Source organism: Euzebyales bacterium, from assembly GCA_036374135.1.
In the GTDB taxonomy this organism is placed as follows: Bacteria; Actinomycetota; Nitriliruptoria; order Euzebyales; family JAHELV01; genus JAHELV01.
On sequence record DASUUK010000066.1, the window covers coordinates 87244 to 103711 of the forward strand.

Genomic DNA, 16468 nt, shown 5'->3' on the forward strand with positions numbered 1-16468 from the left:
TACCGCGTCGCGGCCGCTGGCTGCCACTCACCCCGCAGCCGGGACGTCGTCGGCGGTGTCGGGCAGCTCGCCGGTCTCGAGCAGCGCAACGAACGCTGCCTCGTCCACGATGGGGCGCTCCAGTTCGCGCGCCCGGTCGGCCTTCGACCCGGCATCGGAGCCCACGACGACCACCGACGTCTTCTTCGACACGCTCGATGTCACCTTGCCGCCGCGGTCCTCGACGGCGCGCTTCGCCTCGTCGCGGGTGAAGCCCTCCAGACCGCCCGTCAGCACAACGGTCCATCCCTCGAGGGTGCGCTCGACCTCGACCCGGTCAGTGGTCGTGCGCACGCCACACTCGATCAGGTCGTCGACCAACGTGGCGTTGCGTGGGTTGGCGAAGAACGCGACGATCGCGTCGGCGATGATCTGCCCGATGCCGTTGACCGCGGCGATGGTCCCAGCGTCGGCGGATCGCAGGGTCTGCAGATCACCGAAGGCGCGGGCCAGCAGCCGCGCGGTCGTCCCACCGACGTGGCGGATGTTCAGCCCGATGAGCAGACGCTCGACCGGCTGCTCCTTGGATCGTTCGATCCCGTCGAGCAGCAGGGCGACCTTCTTGTCACCGAAGCCGTCGAGTGCCCGCAGGTCGTCGGCGTCAAGGCGGTACAGATCGGCGAGGTTGGTGACCAGCCCGGTCTCCAGAAGGATCCTGGCGGTCTCGTAGCCCATCCCGTCGATGTCGAGCGCGCCCCGTCCCGCGTAGTGCGCCATCGACTCGAGCAGTCGGTTCGGGCAGTCGATGTTGGAGCAGTAGCTGGCGGCCTCACCTTCGAGCCGCTCGATCGGCTGATCACAGAAGGGACAGGTGGTGGGCATCTGCCACGGACCGGCCGCCTCGACCTCCGGCGGCCGCAGCGCCGGCACGTAGCCCACCACCTCGGGTATCACGTCGCCCGCCTTGCGGACAACGATCGTGTCGCCGGGGCGCACGTCCTTGGCGCGGGCCTGATCCTCGTTGTGCAGCGTGGCCAGCTGCAGGGTCGACCCGGCGACCAGCACCGGCTCGAACCGGGCGAACGGGGTCACCTTGCCGGTGCGTCCGACGTTGACCTCGATGTCGAGCAGCAGCGACTGCTGCTCCTCGGGCGGGTACTTGTAGGCGATCGCCCACCTGGGGGCGCTGCTGGTCGATCCCAACCGCCGCTGGTGGCCGAAGTCGTCGACCTTGACGACGACGCCGTCGATCTCGTAGTCGGGATCGTGGCGGTGCTCCCCCCAGTGCTCGATGAACGCGACCACCTCGTCGACGGTGTCGACGGTCCGCGTCTCGGCGGCGACCGGCAGCCCTGCCTCGGCCAGGAGCGCCAGGAGGGCCTGGTGGCTGTCGACGTCGAGGCCCTCGGTCATGCCCATGCCGTGGCAGATCAGGGCGAGGGGCCGCTCGGCGGTGATGCGCGGGTCCTTCTGGCGCAGCGCACCCGATGCGGCGTTGCGCGGGTTGGCGAACCGTGGCTCCCCGGCCTGCTCCCGCGCTTCGTTCATGGCGTTGAACTGCGCGACAGGGTAGTGGATCTCGCCGCGAACCTCGAGCACCGTGGGTGGGTCGTCGAGGTCGAGCACGACGGGGACGCCGGAGACCTCCCGGACGTTGGCGGTGACGTCCTCCCCCGTGTCACCGTCACCGCGGGTCACGGCCCGCACGAAGATCCCGCGCTCGTAGCGGACGCTGATCGCCACGCCGTCGATCTTGAGCTCACAGGTCCAGCGGGGCGTCGTCCCCTCGAGGTTGCGCTCGACGCGCTCGCTCCACTCGAGCAGGCCATCCGCATCGAACACGTTGTCCAGCGACAGCATCCGCTGCTCGTGACGGACCGTGGCGAACGCACCGGACGGCGGCGCACCGACCCGGTGGGTCGGTGACGCGGGGTCGTCGAGCTCCGGGTGCCGCTCCTCGATGGTGCGCAGGCGCTGGAGCATGTCGTCGAACGCGGCATCGGGGATCTCGGGATCCGACAGCACGTAGTAGCGGTAGCGGTGACGTTCGAGCTCGGACCGCAGCTCGGCCACCTCACGGCGCAGATCGGCGTCAGCCATCGCCGGGATTCTAGTTGTGCGGCGAGCGTGCGAGCCTGCCTGGGCCGTTGTGAGCGGAGCGAGGGACGAGCCGCCGCGAGCAGGTCACCGTCCGGCGGAGCCGGTCCACAGCCGTCGGCAAGACCAGGCCCTGCGACGTCTCGGCCCGGCGAAGCCGGTTCCCGGAGCGGCGGTGCGGCACACTACGGGGAGACATGCCAACGCACGTGTGGTACGCCAGCTACGGCTCGAACCTGTCCCGGCGCCGGTTCGAGCGCTACCTGCACGGCGGCACGCCGGCCGGCGGACGCCGCCGCTACCCGGGCGCGCGCGACCGCACGCTCCCGACCGACGACCGCCCCTTCCACCTGCCCTGGCGGCTGCGCTTCGGCGGTGCGTCACGCACGTGGGGTGGCGGCATGGCCTTCGTCGACGTGACGGCGCGGGGGCGGACCCTGGCACGCATGTACCGGCTGCGCGCCGGTCAGTTCGCCGACGTCCACGCCCAGGAGAACGGCGGGGACGTCCTGCCGACCGACATCGACGCCCTGCCACCCGGCACGCCGGTGCGTGCCGGTGGCGGCAACTACCCGGTGGTCCTGTGCTGCGGTCGCATCGATGGCGAGCCGATCGTGACGTTCACGTCCGACACGCTGCCGCGACGCGCGGCGCCGGCGCCCGTGTACCTGCGCACGATCGCCGCCGGCCTGGCCGAGTCCCACCGCCTCGGTCCCGAGGCGATCGCCCGCTACCTGCGTCGCGCACCGACCGTGCGCGCCGCCTATGACGAGGACGCCCTCACGGTCGTGGCCTGCGCGGGCGCCGCCGCCGCGATCGTGCCGCCACCCAGGCACTCGTCGCCGTCGTAGACCACGACCGCCTGTCCGGGCGCCACCCCGACGGGCCGTTCAGCGTGGAAGTCCACGCGCACCCCGTCGCCGTCCGGCGTCACCATGGCGGGCAGCGGGCGGGACCGGTAGCGGACCTGGGCGGCGAGGCCGTCCCGGCCTGGCGGCGCGCCGGCGACCCACGACACATCGGTGGCGCGCACCGCGACGGTCTCGAGCGCCGTTCGGGGACCGACGTGCACGTCGTCGCCGCGGATCGCGGTGACGTACAGCGGCTCGGCGCTGCCGGCGACGCCCAGCCCCCGTCGCTGGCCGATCGTGAACCGGTAGGCGCCGTCGTGACGGGCCGCCTCGCGGCCGTCGGGACCGATCACCGGCCCGGGACGGCTGCCCAGCCGCGGCCGCAGGAAGCCGGACACGTCGCCGGACGGGATGAAGCAGATGTCGTGGCTGTCGGGCTTGCGCGCCGTGATCAGCCCGCGCTCGGACGCCATGCGTCGCAGCGCGGGCTTCGTGTGCTCCCCGACCGGCCAGCAGGTGTGGGCCAGCTGCTCCTGGGTCGCCATGTACAGGACGTACGTCTGGTCCTTGTCCCGGTCGGCGGCCCGGTGCAGGCGCCAGCGACCTTCGACGTGACGCAGGCGCACGTGGTGCCCGGTGGCCAGGGCGTCGAAGCCCATCGCGCGGGCCCGCTGCAGCAGCGCGGCGTACTTCACGCGTTCGTTGCAGCGCACGCAGGGGTTGGGTGTGCGCCCCGCGGCGTACTCGGCGACGAAGTCGTCGACCACCCTGGCCCGGAACGGGGTGGACAGGTCCCACACGTAGTAGGGGATGCCGAGGACGTCGGCGACGCGACGGGCGTCCCGCGCATCGTCGAGCGTGCAGCAGCCCCTACCGGGCAGACCCGACGGCGTGTCGGCCATCTTCAGGTGAACGCCCGTGACGTCGTGGCCCTGCTCCACGAGCAGCGCCGCGGCCATCGACGAATCGACGCCGCCCGACATCGCCACGAGCATGCGCATGACCTCACGATACGCGTGCCGGCCGGCACGGACATCGCCGACCGATGGCCGAGGTGCCCGGAGGGCACGGCGATCGCGCCGCCGTGCGTCAGCCCGTCTCGGGCAGCGCGAGCGTCAGCGCGTCGTCGGACGCGGGAGCGGGGCGTCGCTGCTCGCTCGCAGGATGCTCGACGAGGGCGATCACGCGACTGGCCATGAACCGTGCGGTGCGCACCACCGTGCCGCCGCGGGTCAGCTCGACGACCTCCACGACGCTGCGGCTCGTCGACACATCGACCCGCCGCCCCGCGCGCGTGGCGACGACGTCGAAGGTCTGGACCCCGTCTCCGGTGTCGACCACGATCTCGACCCGATCACCACGCATGCCACCATCTTGACACTGATCGAACGCATGTTCCAGTGCCGATCCGGCCCGATCAGGCCAACCGTGCCGAATCGGCACCGCAGCGCGCCTACACGAAGCCCCCGCCGTGATCGCGGAGGTGCTTGATCGCGTCGCGGATGATCGGGATCGCGCGCTCGACGTCGTCGGGCGTCGTCGTCCGTCCGCAGGTCAGGCGGACGTGCGCGCTGTCGGCCGCCGCGTCGATCGCTTCCAGCACGTGGCTGGGCGCGGCCGCGCCCGACTGGCACGCCGACCCGGCGGACGCGCACACCCCGCCGGCGTCGAACGCCGCCATCAGCGCCTCGCCGTCGCAGCCGGCGACCGCGAGGTGGACGTTGTGTGGCAGGCGGGCGGTCGGGGATCCGTTCAGCGTGACGCCGTCGATGACGCACAGCCCGTCGATGAGCATGTCGCGCAGCGCACGCAGCCGCGGCACCTCGACATCGACGTCGGCCATCGTGAGCTCGGCCGCCGCACCACACCCGACGATCGCGGGGGCGTTGAACGTCCCCGACCGCACCCCACGCTCCTGTCCACCGCCGTGCAGGACCGGTGTGGCCGGCACGGTGCGTCGCAGCACGAGCACCCCGACGCCCTTGGGACCGTTGAACTTGTGCGCCGACAGGGACAGGGCGCCGATGTGCCAGTCGTCGATGCGCAGCGGCGTCCGGCCGAACGCCTGCACGGCATCGGTGTGCAGGCACACGTCCCGCCCGGCGAGCGCCGGCCCGATGACGTCCAGCGGCTGCACCGTGCCGAGCTCGTTGTTGGCGGCCATGACCGACACGAGCACCGTGCGATCGGTCACCGCGTCGACCACGCGGTCGGGATCGACGACGCCGTCGGCGCCGGCCGGGACGACGGTCACCTCGAAGCGCTGGGCGTCACGCATCCAGCTGACCGAGTCGAGCACGGCATGATGCTCGATCGCCGTGGTCACCAGGTGGTTGCCGCGTCCGGCGTCGTGGGCCGCCCACGCGATCCCCTTGACCGCCTGGTTGTCGGACTCGGTGCCACCCGAGGTGAACAGGACGTCGAGCGGATGGACGTCGAGCGCGATCGCGACCTGCTCGCGGGCGCGCTCTACGGCCGCACGGGCGGCGCGTCCGGCCTGGTGGACCGACGACGGGTTGCCGTAGCCGTCCTCGAGCACCGGCAGCATCGCGGCGAGCACCTGCGGCGCGAGCGGCGTCGTCGCCGCGTGGTCCAGGTAGATCATGTTCCCACGCTACGCGCTCGGCCCGCCCCGCCGACAGTGTCGATCATGAGGACGTAGCCGTGCAGTTCGACGTCGGGTTGTGGACGCCAGTCGCGGTCGGGTGCACGCAGGAACCCAAGCCGCCGGTAGAGGCGCTGGGCCGACGTCATCTCGGCCGTGCTGTGCAGCACGATCCTGCCGCGTCGGGTCGCGATCGCCCTGACGATGCACGCGTCGACCAGCGCGGCACCGACGCCGGCGCGCTGCGCAGCCGGGTCCACCGCCAGCATGCGGATCCCGGCCCCGTCGGCGTCGTCGAACTCGGCGTAGGCGTTGTCGCGGTCCGGCACGTAGGTCACGGCGCCGACGATGTGGGAGTCCCGCACCGCCACGAGCACCTCCGCCGCCGCCGCGCGTCCGGCGACGTCGACCAGCTCGTCCCGGTACGGCCCGACGTCCAGCCCGAGCTGCGCGTACGCTGCGACGGTGAGCTCGGCCACGCGGTCGTGCTCGTGGTTGCGGACGCGTCGGACGATCGGCGCGGCGTCCACGCTCAGCTGGTGCGTTGCTCGATCTCGTCGATCAGTGCGGGGATGACCTTGTGCAGGTCCCCCACGACGCCGAAGTCGGCGATCGAGAAGATCGGTGCATCACCATCGGTGTTGATCGCGGCGATGAGCTGGGAGGTCTGCATGCCCGCCCGGTGCTGGATCGCACCCGAGATGCCCGACCCGATGTACAGCTGCGGCGCCACCGTCTTGCCGGTCTGCCCGATCTGGTGCTGGTGCGGGTACCAGCCCGCGTCCGTCGCGGCCCGCGACGCACCCACCGCACCGCCCAACGCATCCGCCAACCGCTCGATCAGTCGGAACCCCTCGGCGTCGCCCAGGCCCCGACCGCCCGCCGCGATGATCGACGCCTCGGTCATCTCCGGACGGTCTCCGGAGGACTGCTCGACCACCTCCACGACCTCCATCGCCCGCGCCGCGTCGTCCACCGCCACGTCGAGCACATCGACCTCGGCGGGGCCACCTCCGGCGGCCTCCCCCGCGAACGCGTTCGCCTTGACGCCGATGCATGCCAGCCGGCCCGGCTTGACCCGGCACCTCGAGATCATGTCACCGCCGAAGATGGCCTTGGTCGCGACCGGGCCGCCCGCGTCGTCGGAGGCGAGATCGACCGCGTCGGTGATCACGCCCGCCTCTCGGGCGACCGCGACCGTCGCGACCACGTCGGTGATGAACGGATCCGCCGGGTACAGCAGCGTCTCGGCTCCGGATGCGTCGAGCGCCGCTGCCACCACCGCAGCCTGCGGGCGCGTCGCGTATGCCGTCACCACGGGATCGTCGAACACGTGCACCGTCGACCCGCCGAACGCACCCACCTGGTCGGCGACGTCGGCCGCACCCGGCCCCCATGCCACGGCGTGCACGTCGTCGGCCAGCCCACGCGCCGCCGTAAGGATCTGACCCGAGACCTTGCCGAGGGTCCCCGCGTCGTGCTCGACCACCACCAGCGTCGTCATGACGGCTGCCTCCTACAGGATCTTCTGCTCGACCAGCCAGTCGGCGAAGGCCTTCGCGCCCACCTCGCCGGACCCGTCATCGGCGACGATGCGGCCCGCGTCCTTCGGCGGCCGCGGAGCGATGTCCACGACGGCCGTGGCCGACCCGTCCAGGCCGACCTGTGTCGCCGGGACATCGATCGCAGCCAGGTCGCGCACGTCGATCGTCTTCTTCTTGGCCGCCATGATCCCCTTGAACGTCGGATAGCGCGGCTCGTTGATCGCCTCGACCACCGACACCACCACCGGCGCGGTCGCCCGCACCACCTGGTAGCCCGCAGGCGTCTCGCGGTGCGCGGTGACGACATCGCCGTCAATCTCCAGGTGTCGTGCGAACGTCAACGCCGGCAGCCCGAGGTGGGCGGCCAGCATGGCCGGCACCAGCATGGTGCGCGCATCCGACGACTGGTTGCCCATCAGGATCAGGTCGAACTCCTGACCCGCGAGCGCGGCTGCCAGCACCCGCGCCGTCGCGGCGGCGTCCGACCCCGACAGCGCAGGATCCGTGATCTGGATCGCACCGTCCAGGCCGTACGACAGCGCCTTGCGCACGGTCGACCCCGCCTCGTCCGGGCCCATGCACAGCGCGACGATCTCGGTGTCGGGCGTGCGCTCGGCGATCTGCAGCGCCTCCTCGATCGCCCACTCGTCGTTGGCGTTGAGCACGGGATCCGAACGGTCCCGATCCACCGTGTGATCGTCCGGATCAACCCGCTTGGTCGCGGCGGTGTCCGGTACCCGTTTGACTGGGCAGATGATCCTCACAGCTCCTCCGGCTGTCGTGGTTACCCGACGGTAACATGTCGCGTCGCGTGCCGCCCACGCCCGGATGCGACGATGGTGTCGTCACGCCCATGGCAGCTCACCACGGTGGTCCCAGTAGGCGCCGGCCTGTTCGCTCAGGCCCTCCATCGCATCGCGTTCGCCTTCACTCAGCGAGACGTCGAACGCGCACAGGTTGGCCCGCAGGTGCTCGACGGTCGCAGCGCCCGACAGCACGACGTCGACCCATGGCTGGGCCAGGATCGCGGCCAGCGCGACCGCGTCGACGGTCACGCCATGCCGTGCGGCGATCGGGTCGAGCACCCCGCGGACCGCCTCCTCGTGGCCGCGTGGCGTCAGACGCCCGTTGGCGACCGCCTCCTTGACGATCACGCCGACGCCCTCCTCGTGGGCGGTCCGCAGCATCGCGCCCGCCGACGGCTCCAACACGTTCCAGGTCGCCTGGACGGTCGAGAACAGGCGGACGCCGGCGCGTTCGACCGCCAGGACCCGTGCGAGCGCATCGGCCTGGCGTGGACCCGACAGGCTCGCACCGACCGCGGTCCCAGCGTCGCGGAGCCGAGCCAGCGCGTCGAGCAGGTCGGGGTCGTCGAGCGCCCCGCTGTCGGGTGTCACCGAGTGCACCTGGTACAGGTCGACGGCCGGTCCGAGCAGCGCGTGGGTCTCAGCCAGCTGACGTTCGAACATGGCCGGGGAGTGGTCCTTGACCTCATGGGTGTCGGCATCCAGCCGCCACCCACCCGTGTACGCATACCCCCACTTCGACCCGATCACGGGCCGTTCGTCGCTGTCGCGGCCGTCCAGCCACGACGCCAGGAACTCCTCGGCCCGGCCGTAGGACCGCGCCACGTCGACGTAGGTGATGCCCGCATCCCACGCGGCGTCGAGCACCTCGGCGGTCCCGCGACGCATCGCGTCGACGTCGTGGTCGCCGTCGAGGTCGTCGGCGTGCCCGAGGTTGATGTAGGCCGGGCGCCCGAGCGCGGCGAGGCCGATGCCCATCCGCGAGACGGTCCGGCCCGTCCCACCGAGTTCCCGGTGCTCCATGGTCGGGCAGCCTAGCTCGTCGCCGCGTGCGCGGGACGCCCATGCGCGGTTGCATGTCACCCGGCCACGGTGCGAGGCTGCGCGCATGGGGACACGGCTGTACTCCGTGGTCATCGACTCCACCGACCACGCCGCGCAGGCCCGGTGGTGGGCCGAGGCCCTGGGCTGGTCGGTCGTGCACACCGACGACCGGGAGGCGGCGGTCGAGCCGGCCGGCGGCCTCGAGGCCGACGTCGGGCTGGTCTTCGTGCCCGTGCCGGAGCCGAAGGTGGGGAAGAACCGCGTTCACCTCGACCTGGCCAGCGCCACGACCGCGGACCAGGACGCCATCGTCGAGCGCCTCATCACCCGCGGCGCGCGGCACGCCGACATCGGGCAGAGCGACGTCAGCTGGGTCGTGCTCGCCGACCCCGAGGGCAACGAGTTCTGCGTCCTGGCCCCGGACTCGCGCTTCGACGAGCCTGGCACCCTCGCAGCCGTCGTCGTGGACGCGGTGGACCCGGGCCGCCTCGCCCGCTTCTGGGCAGCCGCCAGCGGCTGGCAGATCCGGGCGGTGAGCCATCTGGTCGCCACCCTGTGCCATCCCGACGAACGGCCGCCAGCGCTCGACCTGGTCGCGGTCGCCGATCCGACGCCCGGCAAGAACCGGGTGCACCTCGACATCGCACCCTCCGCAGACGATGACCAGAACGCAGAGGTGGGGCGGTTGCGGGGGCTTGGTGCCCGGCCCGCCGACGTCGGCCAGGCCGACGCTGTGACGTGGGTCGTGCTCGCCGATCCGGAGGACAACGAGTTCTGCGTCCTGAGACCCCGCTGAACGGCGTCAGCGGCCGGTGAACTCCGCCCTGCCGGGCCCGTGCTCGATGAACGCGCGCATGCCGATCTCGCGATCGTCGGTCGCGAAGCAGGCGGTGAACAGGGCCGACTCCAGACGCAGTGCGGCGTCGAGATCGAGCTCCATGCCCTGATCGATGGCCTGCTTGGCCAACCGCAGGGCGAACGGACCACGGGCGTAGGTCCGCGCCTGCTCGAGCGCCGCATCGTAGACCTCGTCCGCGGAGCACACCCTGTCGACGAGGCCGATGTCGAGTGCCTCGGCGGCCTCGACGATCCGACCGGTGTACACGAGCTCGCGGGCGCGCTGGACGCCGATGAGGCGCGGCAGGCGCTGCGTTCCCCCGGCACCGGGGATGATGCCGAGCAGGATCTCGGGCTGGCCCAGGCTGGCGTCCGCGGCGGCGAAGCGGAAGTCCGCGGTCAACGCCAGCTCGCACCCTCCGCCCAGGGCGTAGCCGGTCACCGCCGCGATCACGACCTGGGGCAGCTGCGCGACCGCCCGCAGGGCCTCCTGCAGCCGCGCGGCGCGCGAAGCGAAGCTCTGGAACGACTCGTCGGCCATCGCCTTGATGTCCGCGCCCGCTGCGAACGCGCGCTCGCCACCCCACAGGACGACCGCGCGGGCCTCGGTGTCGGTCGCCAGCTCTGTCGCAGCCTCCAGCAGTTCATCCCACACCTGGAAGTTCAGCGCGTTGACAGGCGGGCGATCGATCCGCACGGTCACCACGCGGTCGCCGGACCGCGACAGCACGACGTGGTCACCGATCCGCCGCTCACCGCCGTCGGCCATCACTCGCCCTCCCAGGCCTCGTCCTGCGCCTCCCAACGATCCTCGCGTGCGTCGCGCTGCTGCCTCCAGTTGCGGGCGGCGGCGGCCGTCGGGTAGGGACCGAGCAGGTAGCGCTCCGGGCACGTCTCACCGCTGGCCTCAACCCGGTTGTGCCTATGACACCAGTGGTACTCGTCGTTCACTGCGGACCGCCTTGGGTTCGATGGGCACGCCGTGTGCGTGTACCCCGTTGCGATGCCAGCGCTAACACGGCGTCATCGCGCCGCCGGGGTCGGGAGGTGGATCGCGCCGCGCGCCACGTTCATGGGCGCGGGACCGTCGGGCGGCGCGACGGCAGCGTGCGACAGCCAGTCGGTCAGCCACGCGGGCGCGGCGTCGGCCCGCCGCGCCGCAGGCTCCTCGGCAGGGGCCCCGAGCCGCGCGAGCAGCTCACCCAGCGACATCGCCTCGGGTCCCACCAGGCCGAGGCGCATGTGCAGGTCTGCGGCCGCGGCGCGCTGCCGATCGGCTGCGATGACCGCGCGGGCCACGTCGCCGAGGTGGATCGGCGCGTGCGGCGTGTCGAGGTCGACCGCGGTGGCCGGCACCCACCCTGCGGCGAGCCGCCTGGTGAGCGGGTCGGCGGGCCCGTACCGCACAGCGGTCGACAGCGTGACGGTCTCGACGGGCAGGTCCTCGAACAGATCGTCGATCTCGTCCAGAGCAGCAAGGTACGGATTCGCCGGGTCGGCGGCGAGCTCGCGGACCCACACCAGCCGCCGCACGCCGGCCCCCAGCAGCGCACTCGCGAGCGTCGCGGCGTCCGCGACCTGCGCGGCCGGATCTTCCAGCGGTCCGACGACGCAGTGCGCGACGGTGTGCACCTGCGCGAGTGCCGCCTCCATGTGCCCCTCATCGTCGAGCTCACCCACGGCGACCTTGCAGCCACGCGCGCGGAGTGCGGCGGCGACGTCGTCGCCGACGGAGGTCGCGTCGAGGAAGGCACGGACCTCACCGCCGGCCGCCAGCAGCTGCTCCGTCACGGCGGCACCGAGGCCGTGCTCGGCTCCGGTCACCAGCACGGGCATGGCCGTCAGGCTAGCGCGCAGCCGACTCGCCCCGGCGATCGAACGCCCGCGATGGGTCAGTCGTCGGCGAGGCCGTGCGTGCCGCGCAGGGGCACGAAGCGCGCCGCACCGAGGTGTCGGTCGACCACCAGGGCACCGTCACGCTTGACGTAGCGCACCAGGTCGTCGCCGCGTTGCTCACCGAGCGGCTGGATCAGTCGCCCGCCCTCGGCCAGCTGCTCGACGAGCGGCGGCGGCACCTCGGCGAACGCGGCGGACACGACGATGGCGTCGAACGGTGCGTGCTCGGGCCAGCCGAGGGTCCCGTCACCAACGGTGAGGACCACGTTGTGGATCTGGCGCGAGGCGAGGTTGCCGCGGGCCCTCTCGACCAGGTCGGTGAAGCGGTCGATGCTGTAGACCTGGCCGGCGACGAGTGCGAGCAGTGCGGTCTGGTATCCCAGGCCGGTCCCGACCTCGAGCACCCGGTCGTTCGGGCCGAGCTCGAGCGACGCGACGATGTGTGCGATCAACGTGGGTTGCGACGTGGTCTGTCCGTGCCCGATCGGGATCGGCGCATCGCGGTTGGCGATCAGCCGGGCGCTCGGCGGCACGAACGCCACCCGGGGCAACCGGGCCATGGCGTCGAGGACGCGCTGGTCGGTCACGCCGAGCGCGGCCGCGCGCTCGACGAGCGACGTCCGGCCGCGCGCCGGCATCAGCCGTGCCCGTCGTCGGTCCGACGGGCCCCCCGTCCACCACGCCGCCTGCCACCCGACCGGCTGCGCGACGTGGTCACGGTGCTCACGCCGTGGCGTCGAGGACGACGACCGTGACGTTGTCGGGCCCGCCGCGCTGCAGGGCCGCGTCGATCAGCGCCTTGACGGCGGCGTCCGGGGTGTCGGCGTCGCCGATGACGCCGGGGATGTCGACGTCCGGGATCGGATCGGTCATGCCGTCGGTGCACAGCACGATCCGGTCACCGGCCTGCAGGTCGACCCGCGGTGTGTCGACCTCGACGTCGACGTCGAGCCCGACGGCCTGCGCCAGCACGTGCCGGCTCGGGTGGTGCTGCGCCTCCTCGGCGGAGATCACGCCCGCGCGCACCGCACGCTGGACCGGCGTGTGGTCCTCGGTGATCTGTGACAGCTCGCCGCTACGCAGCAGGTAGCCGCGACTGTCGCCGACGTGGGCGAAGCACACCGTCGCACCGACCGCGACCGCGGCGGTCACGGTCGTGCCCATGCCGGCCCGCTGTGGGTCCTGGGCGGCAGAGCGGTGGATCGTGCGGTTGGCGTCACGTACGGCCTCCGCGAGCTCCTGCTGCGCTGCGTCGGCGGTGGTGTCCTCATCGAACGTGAGCTCACCGAGGCGTTCGACCACGAGCGCCGAGGCGACCTCCCCCGCCGCGTGGCCGCCGAGGCCGTCTGCGACCGCGTAGACCGGATGCGCGCACAGGTAGCTGTCCTCGTTCTGCGGGCGGATCAACCCGACGTGCGTTCCCGCAGCACTGCTCAACCTCACGCCGCCTCCGCCCGTCCTCGAGTGCAGTAGGAGGATGCCCCGTGTACATCTTCGCACACGCGCTGTCGGGCCTGCACCTCGCCCATCCGGCCGGGCGCGGCGGCGGCGCGAGGGTGGTCAGGAACGGCCGACAGCCCGCTCGATCGTCGCCAGCGCATCAGCGTCCTCGATCGTCGAGGGCGTCGCATAGTCCTTGCCGTCGGCGATGTTGCGCATGGTCCGTCGCAGGATCTTGCCGGATCGCGTCTTGGGCAGTCTGTCGACGACCCGGACGTCGCGGAACCCCGCGACCGCGCCGACCTCGTCGCGTACCATCTGGACGAGCTCGGTCCGCAGCCGGTCGTGGTCGGCGTCGACGCCGGCCTTCAGGACCACGAAGCCGACCGGTAGCTGGCCCTTCATCTGGTCGGCCACGCCGATGACCGCGCACTCGGCGACGTCGGCGTGCGACGCGACCACCTCCTCCATCGCGCCGGTCGACAGCCGGTGGCCGGCGACGTTGATGACGTCGTCGGTACGTCCCATGACGAACACGTAGCCGTCGTCGTCGATGTAGCCGCCGTCGCCGGTCAGGTAGTAGCCGTCATAGGTCGACAGGTACTCGGCGACGTAGCGTTCGTCGTCGCCGTACACGGTCAGCAGCGCGCCGGGCGGCAGCGGCAGGGCGATCGCGATCGCGCCCTCCTCCCCCGCGGCCCGTTGCCGGCCCTTCTCGTCGAGCACCTCCACCTGCCAGCCCGGCACCGGCACGGCTGCCGAGCCCGGCTTGATGGGCAGCTGCTCGATGCCGATCGGGTTGGCCACGATGGGCCATCCGGTCTCGGTCTGCCACCAGTGGTCGATCACCGGGCGGTCGAGCAGGTCCGTTGCCCAGTCGTAGGTGTCGGGGTCGGTGCGCTCCCCCGCGAGGAACAGCGCCCGGAAACGCGACAGGTCATGGCCCTCGAGGTGCTCCCCCTTGGGGTCCTGCTTCTTGATCGCCCGGAACGCGGTGGGCGCCGTGAACAGCGTGTGCACGCCGTGTTCGGCGATGACCCGCCAGAAGGCACCAGCATCGGGGGTGCCGACCGGCTTGCCCTCGTACATGATCGTCGTGCAGCCCGTCAGCAGCGGCGCGTAGACGATGTAGGAGTGGCCGACGACCCAGCCGACGTCCGACGCCGCCCAGTACACCTCGCCCGGATGCGTGTCGTAGATGTTCGGCATGCTCCAGCGCAGGGCGACCGCGTGACCGCCGTTGTCACGCAGCACGCCCTTGGGCTTGCCGGTCGTGCCGGACGTGTAGAGGATGTAGAGCGGGTCATCGCCTGCGAGCGTCACGCAGTCGACCGGCTCGGCGGCCGCCATCACATCGACCCACGAGTGATCACGGCCGTCGGTCAGCTCAGCCGGTGCGGTGTCGCGCTGGAGCACGACGCAGGCGTCGGGCTGGTGGGTCGCCATGTCGAGTGCCTTGTTGACGATCGGCATGTACTCGATGACACGCGACGGCTCGATGCCGCAGGACGCGGCGACCAGGACCGTGGGCCTGGCGTCGTCGATGCGCACGGCCAGCTCGCGGGGCGCGAACCCGCCGAACACCACGGAGTGCACGGCGCCGATCCGGGCACAGGCCAGCATCGCGACCGCGGCCTCCGGCACCATCGGCATGTAGATGATGACGCGGTCGCCGGTCCCCACCCCGAGGTTGCGCAGCGCCCCGGCGAACGTCGCGACCTGGTCGTGCAGCTCGCGGTATGTCAGGCGGGTGATGCCGCCGGTCACCGGCGAGTCGTGGACGATCGCCAGCTGGTCACCACGGGCGCCGAGGTGGCGGTCGACGGCGTTGCGGCAGGTGTTCAGCCGCCCGTCTGCGAACCAGCGTGGGTGCGACGGGTCGCTGGTGTCGAGCACTGTGCCTGGCTCGGTGTCCCATGTGATCAGCTCAGCGGCTTCCCGCCAGAACCCCTCCGGATCATCGATGCTGCGGCGGAACTGCTCTGCGTAGGTCGCACCCTGCGACGACCCGCGGTCGCTGCCTGAGATCACGTCACGAACTCCTTCGACGTCCGGCTCGGCGGACGGCAGCGTACCCAACGTCTCGAACGCCCAGACCCCGACGCGCCCGCGTCACGGCACGAGCAGGACCTTCCCCCGCGTGCCACGACCCTCGATGTAGCGGTGGGCATCGGCCGCATCGGCCAGCGGCAGCTCGCGATCGATGCGCACCGTCAGACCGCCGTCGACGATCGCGTCGAACAGCTCGCCGGCCCGCCACCGCAGCTCCTCCGTGGTGGAGATGTAGTGGAACAGGGTCGGCCGGGTCAGGAACAACGACCCACCGGCGGCCAGCCGCTGCGGATCGAACGGTTCGACCGCCCCGCTGGACTGGCCATACAAGACCAGGTACCCGCGGGGGCGCAGGCAGGTGAGGCTCCGGTCGAACGTCGCCCTGCCGACCGACTCGTACACCACGTCGACGCCGCCGTCGGTCAGGCGCTCGACCTCCTCAGCGAAGTCGACCTCGGTGTAGCGGATGACATCGTCGGCTCCTGCGGCGGCCGCCAGTTCGGCCTTCTCAGCAGTCGACACGGTCGCAAGCACGCGCGCACCGGCACGCGAGGCGAGCTGGACCAGCAGCTGGCCGACGCCGCCGGCACCGGCATGGATCAACGCCGTGTGCTCGCTGCCCAGCGCGAAGGTGCTGGTGACCAGGTAGTGCGCGGTCATGCCCTGCAGCATGACCCCCGCGGCGACCTTCACGTCGATGTCGTCGGGCACCACGACGGTCCGGTGGGCCGGCACGGTCTGGAGCTCGGCGTAGGAGCCGAGCTCGTTCGCCCACGCGACACGGTCACCCGGAGCGAACTCCGTGACGCCGGCGCCGACCTCCTCGACGACGCCGGCCCCTTCGAGGCCGATGCCGGTCGGCAGGTCGAGCGGGTATCTGCCGGTCCGGTGGTACACGTCGATGAAGTTCAGGCCTGCGGCGGCCACGCGGACCAGCACCTCCCCCGCACCCGGCGTCGGGTCGTCCACATCGCACAGCTGCAACTCCTCCGGTCCGCCGGTCGCACCCACCCGGATCGCCCGCATGTCCGCATCCTCCATCGCTGTCGTCGACCGGCGCGATCCGCCGGTCCCGTGGCGTACTCCACGCCGCACCGTGTACCCAGCCCCGTTGCCGGACCACCTCGCCGGCATGTCGGCCACGTGGTTGATCTGGTGCACCGCAGGGTACGTGGCCGGGCAGAAAAGGTGCGGTGATGGACCTCCGTACCGTCTGCCCGCCGGGGGGTCGGACCGGGTTCGCTCGAGCCGATGGAGCAACGATGGCAACACGACACGACGACACCGAGGTTCGCGATGAGCAGCTCGCGGACGTCC

General features: G+C 71.8%; 17 protein-coding genes. 2 read left to right on the forward strand and 15 right to left on the reverse strand.

Annotated features, from left to right (window positions below):
* Positions 1 to 27: 27 nt before the first annotated feature.
* Positions 28 to 2079, reverse strand: coding sequence for an NAD-dependent DNA ligase LigA (gene ligA / locus VFZ70_10870; GenBank protein ID HEX6256297.1), 2052 nt, complete (start codon positions 2077 to 2079; stop codon positions 28 to 30).
* 194 nt (positions 2080 to 2273) lie between these two features.
* Here ligA and VFZ70_10875 point away from each other — a divergent pair, with 194 nt between their 5' ends.
* On the forward strand, positions 2274 to 2927 hold the full coding sequence (locus tag VFZ70_10875; GenBank protein HEX6256298.1) for a hypothetical protein: 654 nt from the start codon (positions 2274 to 2276) through the stop codon (positions 2925 to 2927).
* Here VFZ70_10875 and mnmA read toward each other — a convergent pair.
* From mnmA to VFZ70_10910, 7 genes are all read right to left on the reverse strand, one after another.
* Positions 2840 to 3922, reverse strand: coding sequence for a tRNA 2-thiouridine(34) synthase MnmA (gene mnmA, locus VFZ70_10880; protein ID HEX6256299.1), 1083 nt, complete (start codon positions 3920 to 3922; stop codon positions 2840 to 2842). The genes VFZ70_10875 and mnmA overlap by 88 nt on opposite strands.
* Positions 3923 to 4016: 94 nt before the next feature.
* The gene (locus tag VFZ70_10885) at positions 4017 to 4292 is read right to left on the reverse strand and encodes a hypothetical protein (GenBank protein HEX6256300.1); all 276 of its coding nucleotides are present in this window, start codon (positions 4290 to 4292) and stop codon (positions 4017 to 4019) included.
* Positions 4293 to 4380: 88 nt separating this feature from the next.
* Positions 4381 to 5532, reverse strand: a complete 1152-nt coding sequence (locus VFZ70_10890) for a cysteine desulfurase family protein (GenBank protein ID HEX6256301.1) — start codon at positions 5530 to 5532, stop codon at positions 4381 to 4383.
* Positions 5529 to 6062, reverse strand: coding sequence for a GNAT family N-acetyltransferase (locus VFZ70_10895; protein ID HEX6256302.1), 534 nt, complete (start codon positions 6060 to 6062; stop codon positions 5529 to 5531). The genes VFZ70_10890 and VFZ70_10895 overlap by 4 nt, the downstream gene beginning before the upstream one ends.
* A gap of 2 nt (positions 6063 to 6064) precedes the next feature.
* A complete protein-coding gene (locus VFZ70_10900) occupies positions 6065 to 7036 on the reverse strand; it encodes an electron transfer flavoprotein subunit alpha/FixB family protein (protein ID HEX6256303.1) in 972 nt (323 codons plus the stop codon).
* A 12-nt stretch (positions 7037 to 7048) separates the two neighbouring features.
* On the reverse strand, positions 7049 to 7765 hold the full coding sequence (locus tag VFZ70_10905; protein HEX6256304.1) for an electron transfer flavoprotein subunit beta/FixA family protein: 717 nt from the start codon (positions 7763 to 7765) through the stop codon (positions 7049 to 7051).
* 156 nt (positions 7766 to 7921) lie between these two features.
* A complete protein-coding gene (locus VFZ70_10910; GenBank protein ID HEX6256305.1) occupies positions 7922 to 8905 on the reverse strand; it encodes an aldo/keto reductase in 984 nt (327 codons plus the stop codon).
* A gap of 85 nt (positions 8906 to 8990) precedes the next feature.
* Between VFZ70_10910 and VFZ70_10915 the strand changes: the two genes are divergently transcribed.
* The gene (locus VFZ70_10915; GenBank protein HEX6256306.1) at positions 8991 to 9722 is read left to right on the forward strand and encodes a VOC family protein; all 732 of its coding nucleotides are present in this window, start codon (positions 8991 to 8993) and stop codon (positions 9720 to 9722) included.
* 6 nt (positions 9723 to 9728) lie between these two features.
* Here VFZ70_10915 and VFZ70_10920 read toward each other — a convergent pair whose 3' ends face one another.
* The 7 genes from VFZ70_10920 to VFZ70_10950 all read right to left on the reverse strand — a co-directional run bounded on the left by VFZ70_10920 (position 9729) and on the right by VFZ70_10950 (position 16177).
* On the reverse strand, positions 9729 to 10532 hold the full coding sequence (locus tag VFZ70_10920) for an enoyl-CoA hydratase-related protein (protein HEX6256307.1): 804 nt from the start codon (positions 10530 to 10532) through the stop codon (positions 9729 to 9731).
* A complete protein-coding gene (locus tag VFZ70_10925; GenBank protein ID HEX6256308.1) occupies positions 10532 to 10714 on the reverse strand; it encodes a hypothetical protein in 183 nt (60 codons plus the stop codon). The genes VFZ70_10920 and VFZ70_10925 overlap by 1 nt, the downstream gene beginning before the upstream one ends.
* Before the next feature lie 72 nt (positions 10715 to 10786).
* The gene (locus VFZ70_10930) at positions 10787 to 11599 is read right to left on the reverse strand and encodes an NmrA family NAD(P)-binding protein (GenBank protein HEX6256309.1); all 813 of its coding nucleotides are present in this window, start codon (positions 11597 to 11599) and stop codon (positions 10787 to 10789) included.
* A gap of 56 nt (positions 11600 to 11655) precedes the next feature.
* On the reverse strand, positions 11656 to 12297 hold the full coding sequence (locus VFZ70_10935; protein ID HEX6256310.1) for a protein-L-isoaspartate(D-aspartate) O-methyltransferase: 642 nt from the start codon (positions 12295 to 12297) through the stop codon (positions 11656 to 11658).
* A gap of 85 nt (positions 12298 to 12382) precedes the next feature.
* Positions 12383 to 13102 (reverse strand): Stp1/IreP family PP2C-type Ser/Thr phosphatase, encoded by a 720-nt coding sequence (locus VFZ70_10940; protein HEX6256311.1) that lies wholly within the window; start codon positions 13100 to 13102, stop codon positions 12383 to 12385.
* A 117-nt stretch (positions 13103 to 13219) separates the two neighbouring features.
* Complete coding sequence (locus VFZ70_10945; GenBank protein ID HEX6256312.1) at positions 13220 to 15130, reverse strand: propionyl-CoA synthetase; 1911 nt, start codon at positions 15128 to 15130, stop codon at positions 13220 to 13222.
* A gap of 81 nt (positions 15131 to 15211) precedes the next feature.
* On the reverse strand, positions 15212 to 16177 hold the full coding sequence (locus VFZ70_10950; GenBank protein ID HEX6256313.1) for a quinone oxidoreductase: 966 nt from the start codon (positions 16175 to 16177) through the stop codon (positions 15212 to 15214).
* Between the last annotated feature and the right edge of the window lie 291 nt (positions 16178 to 16468).

What these genes read in the sequence shown, in the direction of transcription:
- VFZ70_10915 (HEX6256306.1), top strand. Translation starts at nt 8,991, where the DNA reads ATGGGGACACGGCTGTACTCCGTGGTCATCGACTCCACCGACCACGCC.
- VFZ70_10930 (HEX6256309.1), bottom strand. Translation starts at nt 11,599, where the DNA reads ATGCCCGTGCTGGTGACCGGAGCCGAGCACGGCCTCGGTGCCGCCGTG.
- VFZ70_10920 (HEX6256307.1), bottom strand. Translation starts at nt 10,532, where the DNA reads ATGGCCGACGGCGGTGAGCGGCGGATCGGTGACCACGTCGTGCTGTCG.
- ligA (HEX6256297.1), bottom strand. Translation starts at nt 2,079, where the DNA reads ATGGCTGACGCCGATCTGCGCCGTGAGGTGGCCGAGCTGCGGTCCGAG.
- VFZ70_10910 (HEX6256305.1), bottom strand. Translation starts at nt 8,905, where the DNA reads ATGGAGCACCGGGAACTCGGTGGGACGGGCCGGACCGTCTCGCGGATG.
- VFZ70_10875 (HEX6256298.1), top strand. Translation starts at nt 2,274, where the DNA reads ATGCCAACGCACGTGTGGTACGCCAGCTACGGCTCGAACCTGTCCCGG.
- VFZ70_10900 (HEX6256303.1), bottom strand. Translation starts at nt 7,036, where the DNA reads ATGACGACGCTGGTGGTGGTCGAGCACGACGCGGGGACCCTCGGCAAG.
- VFZ70_10885 (HEX6256300.1), bottom strand. Translation starts at nt 4,292, where the DNA reads ATGCGTGGTGATCGGGTCGAGATCGTGGTCGACACCGGAGACGGGGTC.
- VFZ70_10890 (HEX6256301.1), bottom strand. Translation starts at nt 5,532, where the DNA reads ATGATCTACCTGGACCACGCGGCGACGACGCCGCTCGCGCCGCAGGTG.
- VFZ70_10935 (HEX6256310.1), bottom strand. Translation starts at nt 12,297, where the DNA reads ATGCCGGCGCGCGGCCGGACGTCGCTCGTCGAGCGCGCGGCCGCGCTC.
- VFZ70_10950 (HEX6256313.1), bottom strand. Translation starts at nt 16,177, where the DNA reads ATGCGGGCGATCCGGGTGGGTGCGACCGGCGGACCGGAGGAGTTGCAG.
- mnmA (HEX6256299.1), bottom strand. Translation starts at nt 3,922, where the DNA reads ATGCTCGTGGCGATGTCGGGCGGCGTCGATTCGTCGATGGCCGCGGCG.